The 16,800-nt window shown below is 72.2% G+C and carries 16 protein-coding genes; 12 read left to right on the forward strand and 4 right to left on the reverse strand.

All coding sequences use genetic code 11. The features are described 5' to 3' along the window. Positions 1–66: 66 nt before the first annotated feature. Positions 67–1,035 carry a coenzyme F420-0:L-glutamate ligase gene (locus tag KFLA_RS07820; protein WP_012919238.1) on the reverse strand — a complete coding sequence of 323 codons (969 nt, stop codon included), beginning with the start codon at positions 1,033–1,035 and terminating at the stop codon, positions 67–69. Further along, positions 1,032–2,009 (reverse strand): 2-phospho-L-lactate transferase, encoded by a 978-nt coding sequence (cofD, locus tag KFLA_RS07825; RefSeq protein WP_012919239.1) that lies wholly within the window; start codon positions 2,007–2,009, stop codon positions 1,032–1,034. The genes KFLA_RS07820 and cofD overlap by 4 nt, the downstream gene beginning before the upstream one ends. Positions 2,010–2,133: 124 nt before the next feature. On the opposite strand from cofD, the gene KFLA_RS07830 reads away from it, so the two are divergent. The 4 genes from KFLA_RS07830 to KFLA_RS07845 all read left to right on the forward strand — a co-directional run bounded on the left by KFLA_RS07830 (position 2,134) and on the right by KFLA_RS07845 (position 8,630). Continuing rightward, on the forward strand, positions 2,134–3,438 hold the full coding sequence (locus KFLA_RS07830; protein ID WP_012919240.1) for a hypothetical protein: 1,305 nt from the start codon (positions 2,134–2,136) through the stop codon (positions 3,436–3,438). A 340-nt stretch (positions 3,439–3,778) separates the two neighbouring features. Next, complete coding sequence (locus KFLA_RS07835; protein WP_012919241.1) at positions 3,779–4,030, forward strand: WhiB family transcriptional regulator; 252 nt, start codon at positions 3,779–3,781, stop codon at positions 4,028–4,030. 212 nt (positions 4,031–4,242) lie between these two features. Next, the gene (locus tag KFLA_RS07840) at positions 4,243–7,155 is read left to right on the forward strand and encodes a glycosyltransferase family 2 protein (protein WP_012919242.1); all 2,913 of its coding nucleotides are present in this window, start codon (positions 4,243–4,245) and stop codon (positions 7,153–7,155) included. Continuing rightward, positions 7,152–8,630: a DUF5719 family protein gene (locus KFLA_RS07845; protein ID WP_012919243.1), complete on the forward strand. Its 1,479-nt coding sequence runs from the start codon at positions 7,152–7,154 to the stop codon at positions 8,628–8,630. The genes KFLA_RS07840 and KFLA_RS07845 overlap by 4 nt, the downstream gene beginning before the upstream one ends. 29 nt (positions 8,631–8,659) lie before the next feature. Here the strand turns inward: KFLA_RS07845 and KFLA_RS07850 are convergent, their stop codons facing one another. Next, positions 8,660–9,106 carry a metallopeptidase family protein gene (locus tag KFLA_RS07850; protein WP_012919244.1) on the reverse strand — a complete coding sequence of 149 codons (447 nt, stop codon included), beginning with the start codon at positions 9,104–9,106 and terminating at the stop codon, positions 8,660–8,662. 31 nt (positions 9,107–9,137) lie between these two features. Here KFLA_RS07850 and KFLA_RS07855 point away from each other — a divergent pair, with 31 nt between their 5' ends. The 3 genes from KFLA_RS07855 (at position 9,138) to KFLA_RS07865 (ending at position 11,480) form a co-directional block, all read left to right on the forward strand. Further along, positions 9,138–9,533, forward strand: coding sequence for a DUF3499 domain-containing protein (locus KFLA_RS07855; RefSeq protein ID WP_012919245.1), 396 nt, complete (start codon positions 9,138–9,140; stop codon positions 9,531–9,533). A gap of 131 nt (positions 9,534–9,664) precedes the next feature. Beyond that, complete coding sequence (locus KFLA_RS07860) at positions 9,665–10,753, forward strand: Gfo/Idh/MocA family protein (RefSeq protein WP_012919246.1); 1,089 nt, start codon at positions 9,665–9,667, stop codon at positions 10,751–10,753. After that, positions 10,746–11,480, forward strand: coding sequence for a ThuA domain-containing protein (locus KFLA_RS07865; RefSeq protein ID WP_012919247.1), 735 nt, complete (start codon positions 10,746–10,748; stop codon positions 11,478–11,480). Before KFLA_RS07860 ends, KFLA_RS07865 begins: the two co-directional genes overlap by 8 nt. Positions 11,481–11,490: 10 nt before the next feature. Here KFLA_RS07865 and KFLA_RS07870 read toward each other — a convergent pair whose 3' ends face one another. Continuing rightward, entirely contained in the window at positions 11,491–11,850 is a 360-nt protein-coding gene (locus tag KFLA_RS07870) for a winged helix-turn-helix transcriptional regulator (protein WP_012919248.1), read from the reverse strand. An 81-nt stretch (positions 11,851–11,931) separates the two neighbouring features. On the opposite strand from KFLA_RS07870, the gene KFLA_RS07875 reads away from it, so the two are divergent. Genes KFLA_RS07875 through manA form a run of 5 tightly spaced genes read left to right on the forward strand, consistent with a single transcriptional unit; the run spans position 11,932 to position 16,760 of the window. Beyond that, positions 11,932–12,864 carry an NAD(P)-dependent oxidoreductase gene (locus KFLA_RS07875; protein WP_272941291.1) on the forward strand — a complete coding sequence of 311 codons (933 nt, stop codon included), beginning with the start codon at positions 11,932–11,934 and terminating at the stop codon, positions 12,862–12,864. Between the two features lie 59 nt (positions 12,865–12,923). After that, the gene (locus KFLA_RS07880; RefSeq protein ID WP_012919250.1) at positions 12,924–14,312 is read left to right on the forward strand and encodes a phosphomannomutase/phosphoglucomutase; all 1,389 of its coding nucleotides are present in this window, start codon (positions 12,924–12,926) and stop codon (positions 14,310–14,312) included. Further along, positions 14,312–14,518 (forward strand): Trm112 family protein, encoded by a 207-nt coding sequence (locus tag KFLA_RS07885; RefSeq protein ID WP_012919251.1) that lies wholly within the window; start codon positions 14,312–14,314, stop codon positions 14,516–14,518. The genes KFLA_RS07880 and KFLA_RS07885 overlap by 1 nt, the downstream gene beginning before the upstream one ends. Beyond that, positions 14,518–15,594, forward strand: a complete 1,077-nt coding sequence (locus KFLA_RS07890) for an SIS domain-containing protein (RefSeq protein WP_012919252.1) — start codon at positions 14,518–14,520, stop codon at positions 15,592–15,594. The genes KFLA_RS07885 and KFLA_RS07890 overlap by 1 nt, the downstream gene beginning before the upstream one ends. Further along, the gene (gene manA, locus KFLA_RS07895) at positions 15,588–16,760 is read left to right on the forward strand and encodes a mannose-6-phosphate isomerase, class I (RefSeq protein WP_012919253.1); all 1,173 of its coding nucleotides are present in this window, start codon (positions 15,588–15,590) and stop codon (positions 16,758–16,760) included. The genes KFLA_RS07890 and manA overlap by 7 nt, the downstream gene beginning before the upstream one ends. Positions 16,761–16,800 lie beyond the last annotated feature (40 nt).

The raw sequence follows: 16,800 nt of genomic DNA on the forward strand, positions 1-16,800 counted from the left end.
GGTCCGGCGCCGCCGTGCGGATGCAGTGTACGCAGGCCGCCTGAGAGGATGCCTAGAAAGGCATCGCTACCGTGAGCCGAACGTGACCGTCGCCTCACTGCCCGAACCCGTCCGGACGCTCACCCCGTAGCCTTCGGCGTGCAGCAGCACGGCCAGCCGCTCGGCGATGATGCCGACCGCCACCGGGTTGTCGCCGAACACCACGACCGAGGTGTCCAGCACCTCCAGATGCACGTCCTCGTCGTCGGCGAGCAGCCCGTCCCACAGCGCCGGGTCCACCGCCCGCGGCCCGGCCGGCGGCGTACGCTGCAAGGCGGCCGCTCGGGCGGACTCCCGGGTGCCCAGGCTGAACATGTCCTGCTCGGCGTCCCGGACCAGTGCCCGAGCGCCGTCGCCGTGCTGCCCGACCGGCAGGACGACGTCCGCCAGGCCCCGCAGTACGGCGACCGGTACGCCGTCGGCCTTGCCCTTCACCAGCTCGCCCGCCGAGGCGATCTCGTCGGCGACGGCCGGCTCGGTCACCGCCAGCACGTTGCCATGGCTGTCGGTGGTGCCGCGCAGGTCCTCGACCACCCGGACGCCGGCCGCGCCGATCGCCAGATCGATCTGGCCGACCCGCCACGGTCGTCCCAGGGTGTCGGTGATCACGACGCCCACGTTGACGTCGTACCGCTGCTTCAGTGCCTCGCGGAGCTGCCGGGCGGAGCGGTCCGGGTCGATCGGGAGCAGCAGGACCGTGCCGGGAACCGTGTTCGAGGTGTCGATGCCCGCGGCGGCCATCACCAGGCCGTGCCGGGTCTGCACGATGCGGGTCTCGCCGCGCTGAGCCACTACGCGGACCAGCTCGCGGTCCACCGCCTCCGCGCGGGTGCCGGTGGTCAGCCGGCCTTCGGCCTTGCTGACGATCTTGGAGGTCACCGCGAGCACGTCGCCCTCGCGCAGGTCGGCCGCCTCGCCGATCAGCGCGGCGAGGTCGTCCCCGGCCGCCACCTCGGGCAGACCGGTGACCGCGAAGACCTCCAGGTGCTTCCTCATCGCCGGACAGCCTCCGCCAGGGTCAGCGCCGCGTCGGCCATCGCCGCGGTCGTCTTCTCGTCCGTCATCCACAACGGCACGGCCTGGGCGTGAATTCCGGCGGCGGCGATCGAGTCCAGCTGCGCGGAGTCCGAGGTGTCGATCAGCCAGCCGTCGAGCACGCCGCCGGCGGCCCGCGCGCCGTAGTGCCGCGCGACCGCTGCGGCGGTGGACTCGACGCCGACCGCGGCCAGCACCTTGTCGGCCATGCCGCGGACCGGGCCGGTGCCGATGATCGGCGACAGCCCGATCACCGGTGCCGCGGTCTCCCGGACCGCCTCCCGGATCCCGGGCACGCCGAGGATCGTGCCGATCGAGACGACCGGGTTCGACGGCGGCAGCAGCAGCGCGTCGCAGCCGGCGATCGCCTCCAGCACGCCGGGCGCCGGCTTGGCCTTGTCCCGGCCGACGGCGACGACCTGGTGGGCCGGCACCTCGGCGTGCAGCCGGACCCAGTACTCCTGGAAGTGGATCGCCTTGCGGGTGCCCGGGTTGTCCGGATCGTCGACCACCACGTGGGTCTCGATCCGGTCGTCGCTCATCGGCAGCAGCCGGACCGGCAGCTTCCACCGCGCGCACAGCGCCTCGGTGACCGCGCTCAGCCCGTACCCGGCGTCCAGCATCTGGGTGCGGACCAGGTGGGTCGCCACGTCCCGGTCGCCGAGCCCGAACCAGGTCGGCTCCACCCCGTAGGCGGCGAGCTCCTCCTTGATCACCCAGGTCTCGTCCTCCCGCCCCCAGCCGCGCTCCTGGGAGATGCCGCCACCCAGGGTGTACATCACCGTGTCCAGGTCCGGGCAGACCCGCAGGCCGAACAGGGTGATGTCGTCCGCGGTGTTGCCGATCACGGTGATCTCCGCGTCCGGACGGGCCTCGAGCAGGCCGCGGAGGAAGGTGGATCCGCCGATGCCACCGGCCAGCACTGTCAATCGCATGGGAAGAGTCTGCACGAGTCGTCAATGCGACGAACCACCGCACGACTATGCTGCCGTGGGTCCGAAGTGTGTAATCAGTCAGTTGCCCCAGCAAAATCTTGGCCCAACATCCCGAGGAGCCCTCGTGGTCACCGACGCAACCAAGAAGCTCAGAGAGCCGGTCGCGTACATCCTGCTCGCCTTCGCCGGCCTCGTGGCCCTGGCCTCACTGATCCGGCTGTTCGTCGGCGGGGCCGGTTTCACCGCCGCGGCCGGTGGTGTGCAAGGCACGCTCACCCCGCCCGGTCTGACCGCGCTGACCCTGGCGGCGGCGTTGGTCGCGGCCGTGTGGCTGGTGTCGGAAGCGGGCGAGCGCACCGCCAACGCCCGGACCGTCGCTCTCGCTGCGCTGGTGATCATCGGCGTCATCGGTCTGCTCTGCCTGGTCACGGCGTTCGCCGGCTTCGGTGAGACGAGCACGGCCGGCCTGAAGATCGTCAGCTTCATCTACGCCCTCGGCGGCCTCGCTCTGTACGGCGCGGCGGGCCTGTACATCCTCAAGACCTTCCAGACGCTGCCCGCCCCGGTGCGCGCCCCGAAGCCCGGCTCGCAGGGCCAGTTCGCCGGCCAGCAGGGTCAGTACGGCGGCCAGTACGGCGCTCCGCAGGGCAACCAGTACGGCGGCGCGCAGCAGGCCCAGCCGACCCAGCAGTACGGCGCCTACGGCAACCAGTACGGCCAAGCCGAGCAGGGCGCGGGTCAGTACGGCGCGTTCGGAGCAGGTGCCGCGGCTGGTGCCGGTGCGGGCGCAGTCGGTGGCTACGCGGCAGCCCAGCAGGGCGAGCAGCAGTGGCCGCAGGAGCAGAGCTGGAACCAGGGCGAGCAGCAGGCCTGGGCCGCCGGCGAGGGTGACGCCCGGCAGGGCGCCGGCGACCAGCAGGCGTGGTCGGCGGCCGAAGCGCAGGGCGCCGAGCCGACGCAGCAGTGGAGCCCCGAGGGTCAGCAGTGGGCCGGCCAGGAGCAGGGCCAGGTGTGGCCGCAGGAGCAGCAGCAGTGGAGCGGCGCTGACGCCGGTCAGCAGCAGTGGGCCGGCCAGGAGCAGTACGGCCAGCAGGTCCAGCCGGAGTGGCAGGGACAGCACGAGCAGGCTCAGCACGAGCAGCCGTTGCACGAGCAGGCTCAGCACGAAGCGGGCCAGCACGAGGCCGCCGCCCAGGGCGAGCAGGCCTGGTCCGAGCAGAGCTGGCAGCAGGGCCAGACCTGGCCGGCCGAGGACTCCACCGGTGCGACCGCGGCCGACGTCCAGGCCCAGCCGGAGCCGGAGGCGGCCGACGAAACCCGCGTGGAACCGCGGGTCGCGGACACCGCGAAGGACGACGACCAGCCGCAGCAGCCGGGCGGTCAGGGTGGTCAGCCCGGTCAGCAGGGCTGGTGGTCCCAGCCGTCCTGAGCGGCCTCGCCGACCGGACGGCGTATTCCCGGCCGGCTGCACGATGCCACCCGGCAGCGGTTTCCAGCTGTTGACGCGGCAGTGAAAGAGCCCGAGAGGCCTGTGGACACAGGCCTCTCGTTCTTTTGCAGCCGTGTTGCGGATACCGCCAATAGCAGACCACAGCTTGACTTTCGTGGATTGCAGGAATGTAATTTCAACCGTGTCGTTCGTTGGACACTCGGTATCGGGGACCGCTTTCAGCACACAGAGCGGTCGAGGTCAGGCATGTGGACCGCAAACTCCACATGTACAGGGGAACGAACAGGGTCGAGGAGGTCGTACCGTGACAGAGGCGCTGATGGCGATTGTCGACGGTGAGGCGATCGAGGAGGAGCCGAACTGGCAGGAACGGGCGCTGTGCGCCCAGACCGATCCAGAGGCTTTCTTCCCGGAAAAAGGCGGATCCACCCGCGAGGCGAAGAAGGTCTGTCTCGGCTGCGACGTCCGGGGCGAGTGCCTCGAGTACGCGCTGCAGAACGACGAGCGCTTCGGGATCTGGGGCGGTCTGTCGGAGCGGGAACGCCGCAAGCTGAAGAAGAGGGCCGTCTAGGAACCCACGGCCGACGGGTGGTGGTGCCTGCCACTGCGCCGTCGTCGGGTCGGAGAAAAGTACACAGACTTCGCGTGCGGCCCCGGCTGGACTCTGTCCACCGGGGCCCGCGGCTGTGTACGGGCGGTGCCGGGGTTCGCGTAAGGTGAGTGCTCGCCGCGGCCCCTGGGTCGTGGCTGGCCGATCCTTTCCCTTGAGGTGCACCGCTCCTGATGGAACCCGAAGCTCCGGCCGGCTGGGACTTTTTCGACTCCGTCGACTTCCCGACCGACCTCACCCACGACCCGATGGGTCGCGCGCCGGTCCGGCACGTCGTCACCGCGGTCGTGGTCGGGCACGAGGGTGCTGCCTGGCTGCCCCGGCTGACCGAGGCGCTGTGGGCGCTCGACCGCCGGCCCGAGCGGCTGATCGCGATCGACACCGGCTCGACCGACGAGACCGCCGAGCTGCTGGCCGCGATGCCCGGGGTCGAGCCGGTGGTCGGCCTGTCCGCTCGGACCGGGTTCGGCGCCGCCGTCACCCGCGGCCTGGAAACGGTCGGTTTCGCGCCGATTCCGTCCGCGGTCGGTCCGTACGGCGACGACGGCCGGCTGCCGGTGGTGGAGTGGCTGTGGCTGCTGCACGACGACTGCGCGCCGGCGCCCAAGGCGCTGGAACACTTGTTGCATCAGGCAACTTTGTCCCCGGAGACCGCGATCTGGGGACCCAAGCTGCGGCTCTGGCCGCGTGACCGCGAACTGCTCGAGGTCGGCGTCACCACCTCGCTCGGCGGCCGCCGCGACACCGGGATCGAGAACGGCGAGCTCGACCAGGGCCAGCACGACCAGCCGCGGCAGGTGCTCGCGGTCAGCTCGGCCGGCATGCTGGTCCGCCGCGACGTCTGGGAGACGCTGAACGGGTTCGACCCGCGGCTGCCGATGTTCCGCGACGACATCGACTTCGGCTGGCGCGCCAGCCGCGCCGGGTACCGGGTCGGCGTCGCGCCGGAGGCGGTGGTCTACCACGCGCAGGCCGCCGCGACCGGTGAGCGCACTCTGGCCGGCACCCGGCGGCACGCCTACCAGTTGGACCGCGCGCACGCGTACTACACGGTGCTGGCGAACGCTCCGGCCAAGCTGCTGCCGCTGCTCATCCTGCGGTTCCTGGCCGGGACCGTCGTCCGGTCCGTCTGGTTCCTGATCGGCAAGACGCCGTCCGGCGCGGTCGACGAGTGGACCGCGCTGCTGGGCACGGTGCTGGCCGGTGGCTGGACGCAGGCCCGCAAGGACCGGCGCCGGCTCGACCGGGTGCCGTACGACGACATCAAAGGCCTCTTCTCGCGCTCGGTGCACGCCTTGCGGCACAACCTCGAGGAAACCGGCGGCACGATCTCCGAGCGGCTGCGCGAGGCCTGGGCGGACGAGCCCGAAGAACCCGTGCCCACCACTGCCCGGCGGGCGAAGAGCACGGCCCGCGTCGCGGTGGACCAGCCGCGCTGGCGCCGCCAGCTGATCCGCCGCCCGTTCCTGGTCGCCTGGGTGGTGCTCGCGGTCGGTGCGGTCGTCGCCGCGCGCGACCTGATCGGCGGCGGCGTGCTCCGGTCCGACCTGATGCTTCCGCCGCACGACAGCGTCGCGTCGTTGTGGCACGCGGCCGCCGCCGCTCCGGCCGGGGTCACCCCGCCGGCCTGGCTGGCGCAGTTCTGGGCCTTGTCCACCGTGACCTTCGGCCCGTCCGGTGCGACCACCGTGCTGCTGCTCGGTGCGATCCCGCTGGCCGCGCTGGCCGCCTGGGCGTTGCTGCGGGCGTTCGTCGTCGACCGGGTGGCCCGCGCGTGGGGCGCCTCGGCGTACGGGCTGGCGGTGTTCACGAACGGCGCGATCTCGCAGGGACGGTTGGGGACGTGCGTGGCCGCGATCGCGCTGCCGCTGCTCGGTGCCGCGGTGCACACGGTCGTCCGGCGTCGCCGGGTGGTCATCCAGGGCAGTTGGCGAGCCGCCTGGTTCGCCGGGATCTGCCAGGCCGTGCTGTTCGCGTTCACTCCGGCGCTCGGCCTGCTGGTCGCGGTCACCCTGGTGGCCGGCGCCCTGATCGGGCTCGGCTGGCGTCGCCAGGGGCGGCAGTTGGTGTTCTCGGTGGTGCTGGGTCTGCTGCTGGTGCTGCCGTGGACGATCCAGCTGGTGCTGCACCCGTCCCGCCTGGGCCAGGAAGCCGGTGGGCCACCGACGGCGTCCGTCGGCCCCGGCGACAGCTTGGCCCACCTCCTCACCGGTACGCCGGTGGGTGCGCCCGCGCCGTGGTGGTTCGCCGTCCCGCTGATCGTGGTCGCGCTGCTGGCGCTGACGCGGCGGACCCGCCAGCGGTACGAGCTGGTCGGCTGGTTCGCCGCGATCGCCGGACTGGTCGGCACGCTGGTCGCGAGCCGGCTCGGCGGCGGCAGCGGACCGCTGATGTTCCTCGCGACGGCCGGCTGGATCATGACCGTGACAGTGGCCTGGGACTCGGTCGGCAGGTCGTCCGACCTGATCGTCCAGGGCGTGCTCGGCGTCGTGCTGGTGGCGACCGTGGTGACGGCCGGGTTCTGGCTGGTGCGCGGCGACGACGGCCCGTTGTGGCGAGGCCCCGCGCAGGACCTCCCGGCGTACCTGGTGTCGTCGCAGGGGCCACCGCAGCACGCCTCGATCCTGGTGGTGCGCAAGGATCCCAGCACCGCGACCCGGTTCGCGCTGGTCCGCGACGGCGGCCCACGGATGGGCGCACTGGAAGCGGCGCCGAAGCCGGAGCAGACCAAGCCGATCACGGACGTGCTCTCCACGCTCGGCGGCGGTGGCACGGGTGAGGAGGGCCGGCAGCTGGCCGCGCTCGCGATCGACTACGTCTACCTGCCCGCGCCGGTGGACTCGACCCTGATGTCCACGCTCGACTCCCTGCCGGGCCTGACCAGGGCCAGCGCCGCCGACGGTGACGCCTCCTGGCTGGTCGACCGGAGCCGGGTCGAGGGCACGGCACCGATCCAGGACGACGTCCGCGAGCTGTGGCGGGTGCTCGGCATCATCGGCTGGCTGATCGCGCTGGTCTTCTGCCTGCCGAGCGCGCGGCGCACGGTCGCCGTACCGCACGGCACGCACGCCAGGAGGTCGTCGTGATCGCACTGCTGTCGGACCTGCGGGTCCGGGTCGGGGCCTGCGTCCTGGCGATGGGCGTGCTCGGAGGTCTGGCAGCGGTGACCAGCGCCAAGCCGCCGACGCCCCAGGCGGACGGCAGCGAGGAGGCGACCCGCACGGTGGTCAACCGGACCGCTCTGGCCTGCCCGGTCCCCGGCGCGGGCGCGAAGACGCAGAGCAGTGTCAGCGCCGTCGCACCGGTCCTGCCGGACGGTACGCCGACCGCCGAGGGCACCGAGCAGCCGCTGTCGATGAGTCCGCTCGACCCGACCTCCAACCCGGTCGGCTCGGTGCTCGCCCGGGGCCGGATCGCATCGACCGCGCCGACCTCGAAGCTGCTGCCGCTGACCGTCCGGGGCACCGGACCGCTCGCCGCGGGCACCGTCGCGACCAGTACGACGTCCGCCCCGGAGGGCGTGAACCGCGGCATGGCCAGCGTGCCCTGCCAGGTGCCCGGGTCGAACTTCTGGTTCGTCGGAGCCTCCGGCGCACCAGGTCGCCGGGACGTCCTGGTGCTGACCAACCTGGACAGCGTCAACGCCGAGGTGAACGTCACCCTGTACGGCGCCGACGGCCAGCTCGACACCCCGAACGCGCGCGGCGTCGTCGTCCCGGCCCGGGGCACCAGCGAGATCTACCTCGGCCAGATCGCCCGCGGCCAGCGCGACCTCGCCCTGCACGTCGAGTCCACCGGCGGCCGGGTCGCGCCCGCGGTCCGCGACAACGCGACCACCGGCAAGGTCCCGGCCGGCATCGACTGGCTCAACCTGTCCGCGCCGCCGGCGTCGAAGGTGGTCGTGCCGGCGATGGCTCCCGGCGGCGGCGTCCGGATCCTGACGATCGCCAACCCGACGGACCTGCAGGCCACCGCCACGCTCACCGTGAACGGGCCGAACGGGCCGTTCAAGCCGGCCGGGCTGTCGACGGTGCAGGTCCCGGCCGGGTCGGTGAAGGTGGTCCGGCTGGAGAAGGTGCTGCTCGGCAACGCCTCGGCCGTCACGGTGAACTCCGACCAGCCGGTGACCGCCGCGGTCCGGATGACCGACTCGTCGGTGCGCGAGTTCGCCACCATGGGCGCGACCGAGCCGCTGCGCGGACCGGCGTACCTGGTGCTGCCGGCACACGCGCAGCCGGCCGTGCTGCAGGTGACGGCGCCGGGGGAGACCGCCGGCGTCCGCTTCGAGCTGCGCGACGGCGCGAACAAGGTGCTGCAGGCGCGGAAGCTGGACGTGGTCGGCGGGGCGACGAACCTGATCACCTTCAAGGCGCAGGCCAGGCCGACGTACCTGATGGTGGAGCAGCTGCGCGGTGACATCGTCGCTGGCGTCACGCTGATGCCGGCCGCCAAGCCGAAGGACGACGACGTACCGCAGGTGGCTGCCTGGCCGCTGACCACGTCGCTGGTCTTCCGCGCCCAGCTGGGTGCGCAGTCCGACGTCGCCGCCGCGCTGAGGTAACCGGCCGCCGGGCACCGGCGGCCGGGTCGTCAGTCGTCGTCGGTGTCGAAGTCCGGGTCGATCTGCTCCGGCGACAGCGCCAGGACGTCGGCCAGCTCCAGCACCAGCGCGGACCGGACCAGCCAGGCCAGGCTGGTGCCCGACCGCTCGGCGCGCAGCTCGATCGGCCGCCGGAACACCACGATGCGGTACGGCTCATGCGAGGTGCCGCCGGTGGAGTGGGTGAGCGGGATCTCGCCGGCGTGGGCGTCCAGGTTCGGCACGTCCTCGATCGCGAACTCGACCCGGGCGACCACCTGCGGCAGCCGTTTCTCCAGCCGGGTGACCTCGATCGCGACCACCTCGTCGAACTGCGCCGCGGCGGACCGCTGCAGCGGCAGTCCACGCGGCGCGAAGCTGCTCGGGCGGCTGATCGGCCCGAGCATGCCCCGGCCGTGGCGGTCGATGTGCCTGCGATGACGGCGAGCCTCGGTCACGCGCTCAGCCTAGTGGGGGTAACGTCTGGTCGTGAGCATCGCCAGGATCTGTTCGCGCGCCGCCTGTCATCGGCCGGCTGTGTCGACGCTCACCTATGTCTACGCCGACTCCACCTGCGTGCTCGGCCCGCTGGCGACGTACGCCGAACCGCACTGCTACGACCTGTGCGCCGACCACGCCGACCGGCTGACCGCGCCGAACGGGTGGGAAGTGATCCGGCTGGCTCCGGACCCGGCCGCCGCCGGTCCGTCCTCCGACGACCTGGAGGCGCTGGCGAACGCCGTCCGCGAAGCGGCCCGCCCGTTGCCGCGCGACACCGGCCGGCCCGGGCCTGGCGCGCCCGTCGAGATCGCCCGGCGCGGCCACCTCCGGATGCTCCGGGACCCCAGCAACACCCCGACCCAGGGCAGCACCGAACAAGGCTGACCGCCGCGCCGTCCGGGCGTGGAACCCGGCGCTGTCACCTCGCCTCCCGCGGACGTCGCCGTGTTGGAAAGTGTTTCGTAGCGTGGGATGAGGTTGACCGCATCGTCACGTACTGACAAGACTCCTGATCTGTGAACGATCAAAAACTACGGGTCGGAGTGGTCGGTCTCGGCTTTGCCGGGCGGACCGCACTGGAAGCGTTCTCGGAGCTGCCGGACGTCGAGGTGGTGGCGCTGGCCGGGCTGGAGAAGGACACCCTGGCCGAGCTCGGCGAGAAGCACCGGGTACCGCATCTCTACGAGAAGTGGGAGGACCTGCTGCAGACCGACGGCCTGGACGCCGTCAGCATCGGAACACCGACGCAGCTGCACGCCCCGATCACGCTGGCCGCGCTCGAGCGCGGGCTGCACGTGCTGTGCGAGAAGCCGCTGGCCCGCACGGTCGACGAGGGCGCCCGGATGGTCGAGGCGTCGAAGAAGTCCGGCAAGGTGCTCAAGGTCATCTTCAACCACCGTGAGCGCGGCGACGTCGCGGCGCTGAAGCACCAGATCGACGAGGGCCAGCTCGGCCGGGTGTACTACGCCAAGGCGCACTGGATGCGGCGCAACGGGATCCCCGGCATGGGCGGCTGGTTCACCAACCGCGAGCTGTCCGGCGGCGGCCCGCTGATCGACCTGGGCGTGCACATCCTCGACCTGGCGCTGCACCTGCTGCAGGAGCCGAAGGTCACCACGGTCAGCGCGAGCACCTTCGCCGAGCTGGGCCCGCGCGGCCGCGGCAGCGCGTCCAGCGCGATCCGGCCGACGGTCGACACGCTGGGATCGAAGTTCGAGGTGGAGGACCTGGCCACGGCGTACCTGCGGTTGGAGGGCGGCGAGGCGCTGCAGCTGGAGACCAGCTGGGCGACCTACCGGGCGCCCGGTGACAACTTCGGCATCGAGCTGTTCGGCACCGAGGGCGGCGCCAAGATCGAGGTGCAGAACTACACCACCACCGACACGCTGCGGATCTTCACCGACGTCGCCGGGGTGCCGGCCGAGGTGAAGCCGGCCACCGGCGCCGGGCTCGGGCACCGCGCGGTGGTCAAGGAGTTCGTCGGCATCGTGCGGTCCGGCGACTGGGCCGGGCACGACGGTTCGGAGGCGCTCCTCCGGACCCAGGTCATCGACGCCTGCTACGCCTCGGCGAAGGCGGGACGAGAGGTAGTGCTGAATGATTAACGTCACCGTCTGGGGCGAGAACGTGCACGACCAGCGCGACGCCTCGGTGCAGAAGATCTACCCCGACACCATGCACGAGACGATCGCGGCCGGGGTCCGGGCCAAGCTCGGCGACGAGGTCACCGTCCGGACCGCCTGGCTGCAGCAGCCGGAGCACGGGCTGACCGAGGAGGTGCTGGCCGAGACCGACGTGCTCACCTGGTGGGGACACGCGGCCCACGGGGACGTCGACGACGCCGTGGTCGACCGGGTCCAGCAGGCTGTGCTGTCCGGGATGGGCCTGATCGCGCTGCACTCGGCGCACTTCTCGAAGATCTTCATCCGGCTGATGGGCACCACCTGCTCGCTGGACTGGCGCAACGACAACGACCGCGAGCTGCTCTGGACGGTGGCCGCCGGGCACCCGATCGCGCAGGGAGTGCCGCACCCGCTGGTGATCGAGCGCGAGGAGATGTACGGCGAGCTGTTCGACATCCCGCAGCCCGACGAACTGGTTTTCGTCAGCTCGTTCTCCGGCGGCGAGGTGTTCCGCTCCGGCTGCTGCTACCGCCGGGGCCAGGGCCGCGTCTTCTACTTCCGCCCCGGCGACCAGGAGTACCCGACGTACCACCAGCCGGAGGTCCAGCAGATCATCGCCAACGCCGTCCGCTGGGCCGCGCCGACCAGCCCGCGCCAGCTACCGACCGTGCACCACCGCAAGGACCGGGGCTGGTTCGAGGCGCAGTGACCTCGATCTGCTAGGGCGTGTTCAGCACCATCGGCCCCTCCGTCGTTCGCGGCGGAGGGGTCGCGTACGCCTTGCCCCACTCGGCCAACGCGTGCACCGCGTCGTTCAGCTGGGCGCCGTCGGCCGTCAGCCGGTACTCCACCCAGATCGGCTTCTCGCGCACGACCCGGCGACTCACCACGCCGTCGGCCTCCAGCTCCCGCAGCTGCAGGAACAGGACCTTCTCGCTGATCCCGGGCACCCGCCGCCGCAGCTCGGCGAACCGGACCGGACCGGCGTGCAGCTCCCAGATCAGCGCCGCCTTCCACCGCCCGCCGATCACCCGCAGCGCCGCGCCCAACCCGCAGCTGTCCGCCTCCGGATACTTCATCGCGCCTCCTCCGACTCTCGCCCCATCGTCCAGGCCCCGACCGACAGTTCTCGGTCGGGGAGCTGACCTAAATGTCAGTGATTGCCGTGGCCGGGGCGCGGCCCGGATCCTCGACGGGACAGCGATCGACATTCCGGAGAGGACCACATGCACAACGACATCACCGTCATCGGCCTGGGCGAGATGGGCTCGGCGCTGGCCGGCGCCCTGGTCGGCGCCGGTCACCGCGTGACGGTCTGGAACCGCAGCCGAGGCAAGGCCGCGGCACTGACCGACCGGGGCGCGACGGCGGCCCACGATGCGGCCGCGGCGGTCGCGGCGAGCCCGGTCGTGCTGGTCTGCGTCTCCGACTACGCGGCGACCCGCGCGATTCTCGAAGCGCCCGGTGTCGGCGGGCAGCTCGCCGGCCGCGTGCTGGTCCAGCTGAGCACCGGTACGCCGCAGGACGCCCGTGAGCTCGACGAACTGGTCCGCGGCCTCGGGGCGGAGTACCTCGACGGCGCCATCCTGGCCTGGCCCCGGCAGATCGGTACGCCGGACGCGTACGTCGCCGTGTCCGGTCCGGAGGCCACCTTCCGGCGGGTCGAGAAACTGCTGCTGAGCGTCGCCGGCGCCGCGACGTACGCCGGTCCGCGGGTGACCGGCGCCGCCGCCCAGTTCGCCGCGACGCTGGCCTACCTGGCCGGGCACTGGATCGGCTTCGCGCACGGGGCCCGGATCTACCAGGCCGAGGGATTCGGCGTCGAGCAGTTCGGCCGGCTGCTGGCCGGGCTCGGACCGATCCTCGCGGCCGACAACGTGCACATGGCCACCGTCGTCGCCGAGAACCGGTTCACCGACCCGGAGAGCACCTTGCGGACCGCCGGCCACGACATCCAGGGGCTGGTCCGCCAAGCCGCGGAGGCCGGCATCGACGACACCTTCCCGGCTTTCGCCGCGGCGGTGTTCGAGCGCGCGGTCGCGGCCGGCTACGGCGACGAGGAGCACGTGGCGGTGATCAAGACGATGCGGTGACCCGCCGTCGCGGCGATGGTGCGAGCGGTTGGCCCGGGGTGACGGGATAGGGTCCACGCATGGTTGACGTTGCTGCGATCTTCAAGGCGTACGACGTACGCGGGGTCGTCCCGGACGAGCTGGACGAGGCGGTCGCCCGGGCCACCGGGGCCGCCTTCGTCGAGGTGCTGGACGTGCTCGCCGGACCCGGGTCCGTGGTGATCGGGTACGACATGCGGCCGTCCAGCCCCGGCCTCGCGGCCGCCTTCGCCGAGGGGGTGACCAGCACCGGTGCGGACGTGGTCGACATCGGCCTGGCCTCCACCGACCAGCTGTACTTCGCCTCCGGCCGGCTGCAGCTGCCCGGCGCGATGTTCACCGCCAGCCACAACCCGGCGAAGTACAACGGGATCAAGATGTGCCGGGCGGGCGCCTCGCCGGTCGGCGCGGAGTCCGGGCTGCGGGACATCGCCGACCTGGTCGCCAAGTTCCTCGCCGACGGCCCGGTCGCCGTCCCGGTGCCCGGCCGGGTGACCCGCAAGAACCTGCTCACGGCGTACGCCGACCACCTGAACGACCTGGTCGACCTGAGCGGCATCCGGCCGCTGAAGGTGGTCGTGGACGCCGGCAACGGGATGGGCGGCCACACCGTGCCGGCCGTCTTCGCCACCGGCCCGGTCGAGATCGTGCCGCTGTACTTCGAGCTCGACGGCGACTTCCCGAACCACGAGGCCAACCCGCTGGACCCGAAGAACCTGGTCGACCTGCAGGCCAAGGTGGTCGAGGCCGGCGCCGACCTGGGCCTGGCCTTCGACGGCGACGCGGACCGCTGCTTCGTGATCGACGAGCTGGGCGCGCCGATCTCGCCGAGCGCGATCACCGGCGCGGTCGCCGTGCGCGAGCTGGCCAAGCACCCGGGCTCGGTCGTGATCCACAACCTGATCACCTCCAAGGCGGTGCCGGAGCTCGTCGCCGAGCACGGCGGTACGCCGGTCCGGTCGCGGGTCGGGCACTCCTACATCAAGCAGCAGATGGCCGAGACCGACGCCGTGTTCGGCGGTGAGCACTCGGCGCACTACTACTTCCGCGACTTCTGGCGCGCGGACACCGGCATGCTCGCCGCGCTGCACGTGCTGGCGGCGCTGGGGGAGCAGGACAGGCCGGCCAGCGAGGTGTTCGCCGAGTACGAGCGGTACGTGGCCTCCGGCGAGATCAACAGCCGGGTCGACGACGCGGCCGCCACGGTCGCCGCGATCGAGGACACCTACGCGGGCCGGGACGGGACTACCGTTGACCGTCTGGACGGTCTGACGGTCGACGCGGGACAGTGGTGGTTCAACGTCCGCGCGTCCAACACCGAGCCGCTGCTGCGGCTGAACGTCGAGGCCGGGGACGCTGCCACGATGCAGCGTGTCCGGGACGAAGTACTGGCCCTGATCACCGGTGCACCGGTGGAGGAGAAGAACTGATGGCTGCGTCAAAGATCAACCTGGACCCGGACCTGCTGGCCATTCTGGTCTGTCCGAAGTGCCGCTCGGAGTTCCGCGTGGACGACGACGCGAACGAGCTGGTCTGCACGAACGCCGGCTGTGCGCTGGCCTACCCGGTGCGGGACGACATCCCCGTGCTGCTGATCGACGAAGCCCGTGAGACCAAAGAGGCCGAAACCCACTGATGAGTTCCTTCGACGACTCGCGGCTGGACGACCCCGCCGCCCTCGAGGCGACCGATCACCTGCTGCGCCGGCTGGCCGGCGCCGGCGCGCGCGTCCGGGCCGAGATCGACGCGGCCGAGGAGGTGCTGTCGAAGCTCGGCTCCGACGGCTTCCGCCCGCGGGCGATCGTCGCGGCCGGGCGGGACGCCCGCCTGGTCCGTGCGGTGCTGGAGCCGGTCTGCCCGGTGCCGTTCGTGGCCTGGCCCGGTCCCGGTCTACCCGGCTGGACCGGTCCGCTGGACCTGGTGATCGTGCTGGGTGGCAACGCCGCCGACGCCGAAGCCATCTCGGCCGCCGCCGAGGCCGAACGTCGTGGCTGTGGCCTGATGATCGCCTGCCCGGCCGGCTCGCCGATCGATCAGGCGTCGGCCGGTTCCCGGCACGCGATCCGGCTGCCGTCGCAGTCCGACGACCAGCTCGCGGCGGCGGTCGCCGTACTGCAGGGGCTGCACCAGATGGAGCTCGGACCGGTCGTCGACGCCAAGGCCGTCGCGGCCATGCTCGACGACGTCGCGATCGAGTGCTCGCCGAACAACGACGTCGCGTCGAACCCGGCCAAGGACCTGTCGCTGATGCTGGCCGACGCGCTGCCGCTGGTCTGGGGCGGCTCGGTGCTGGCGGCCCGCGCCGCGCGCCGCGTGGTCGAGGCGCTCCGGCTGGCCAGTGGCCGTCCGGCGCTCGCCGCCGACGCCGGCCACCTGCTGCCGGTGCTGAACCAGCCGCCGCGGGACGTGTTCGCGGACCCGTTCGACAAGCCGGAGGAGCTGCGGCCGGGGCTGGTCATCCTGGACGACGGCGTGGACGACCCCGGGGTCGCCGAGCACCGTCGCCAGCTGGAGGAGAAGGCCGAGCGGCACGACGTCCGCGTGCACGTCGTCACCCAGGCCAACGGGACCGACATCGCCCGCTACGCCGCGCTGACCCAGCACGGCCGGTACGCCGCGGCGTACCTGGGCATCGGCCTGGGCCGGTACGGGACCGAGGCGACCGAGACACCGATCGTGCCGGGCAACCCGGCCGTGGACCCGGCGTGGTAGCCCGGCTGCGGACCGCGATCCGCGACTACGCGTGGGGATCGCCGACCGCGATCCCGGAGCTGCTCGGCGTCGAGCCCGACGGCTCGCCGCAGGCCGAGCTCTGGATGGGCGCGCACGAGTCGGCGCCCTCGGTGCTGCCGTCCGGCGAGTCCCTGTACGACGCGGTGTCGGCCCGCCCGGCCGAGACGCTGGGAGCCGAGACGGCCGAACGGTTCGACGGCCGGTTCCCCTTCCTGGCCAAGATCCTGGCCGCCGCGCAACCGCTGTCGATCCAGGCGCACCCGTCACCGGAGCAGGCCGTCGACGGCTACCGCCGCGACGAGCAGGCCGGGGTCCCGCGGGACGCGGCCGACCGCAACTACAAGGACTCCTGGCCGAAGCCGGAGATCCTGATCGCGCTCGAGCCGTTCGACGCGCTGGTCGGTTTCCGGCCGCTCGACCGGACCGTCGCGTTGCTCGACGCCCTCGCCCCGACCGGCCTGGCCGAGCTCACCGACCTGCTGCGCGACGGCAAGCTGCAGGACGCGTTCGCCCAGTTCATGAGCAGCGACCGGGACACCATCCGGCCGCTGGTCGCCGCCCTCGGCGAGGCCTGCCGGCAGTACACCGGTGACGCCTTCGCCGCCGAGGTGGAGACACTCGACCGGCTGTCCACGGACTTCCCCGACGACCCCGGCGTACTCGCGGCGCTGCTGCTCAACCGGGTCACGCTGCAGCGGTTCGAGGCGGTCTACCTGCCGGCCGGCAACGTGCACGCCTACCTGCGTGGCACCGGCTTCGAGGTGATGGCGAACTCCGACAACGTGCTGCGCGGCGGGCTGACCAGCAAGCACATCGACGTCCCGGAGCTGGTCTCGGTGGTCGACTTCAGCCCGCTCGCCGATCCGGTCCTGCGCGGGACGCCGGCGGCGGACGGCGTCACGGCGTACGAGACGGGCTGTCCGTACTTCGCGGTCCGCCGGGTGCACCTCGCCGGGGACGCGGTGACGGTGGCCGCGGACGGACCACGCATCGTTGCGGTGGTGGACGGATCCGTCACGGTCGGTGCCGATGGCACCGATGAGACCGAAGCGTTGTCCGCTGGACAGTCGGCGTTCCTCGCCGGACCCGAAGGACCCTGTACTCTGCGTGGTTCCGGCACGGCGTTCGTCGTGTCCGCTCGCTGACGTTTGTCCAACTCTGGGCCCCCTGACTCTCTGGAGGACT

The organism is Kribbella flavida DSM 17836, from assembly GCF_000024345.1.
In the GTDB taxonomy this organism is placed as follows: Bacteria; Actinomycetota; Actinomycetes; order Propionibacteriales; family Kribbellaceae; genus Kribbella; species Kribbella flavida.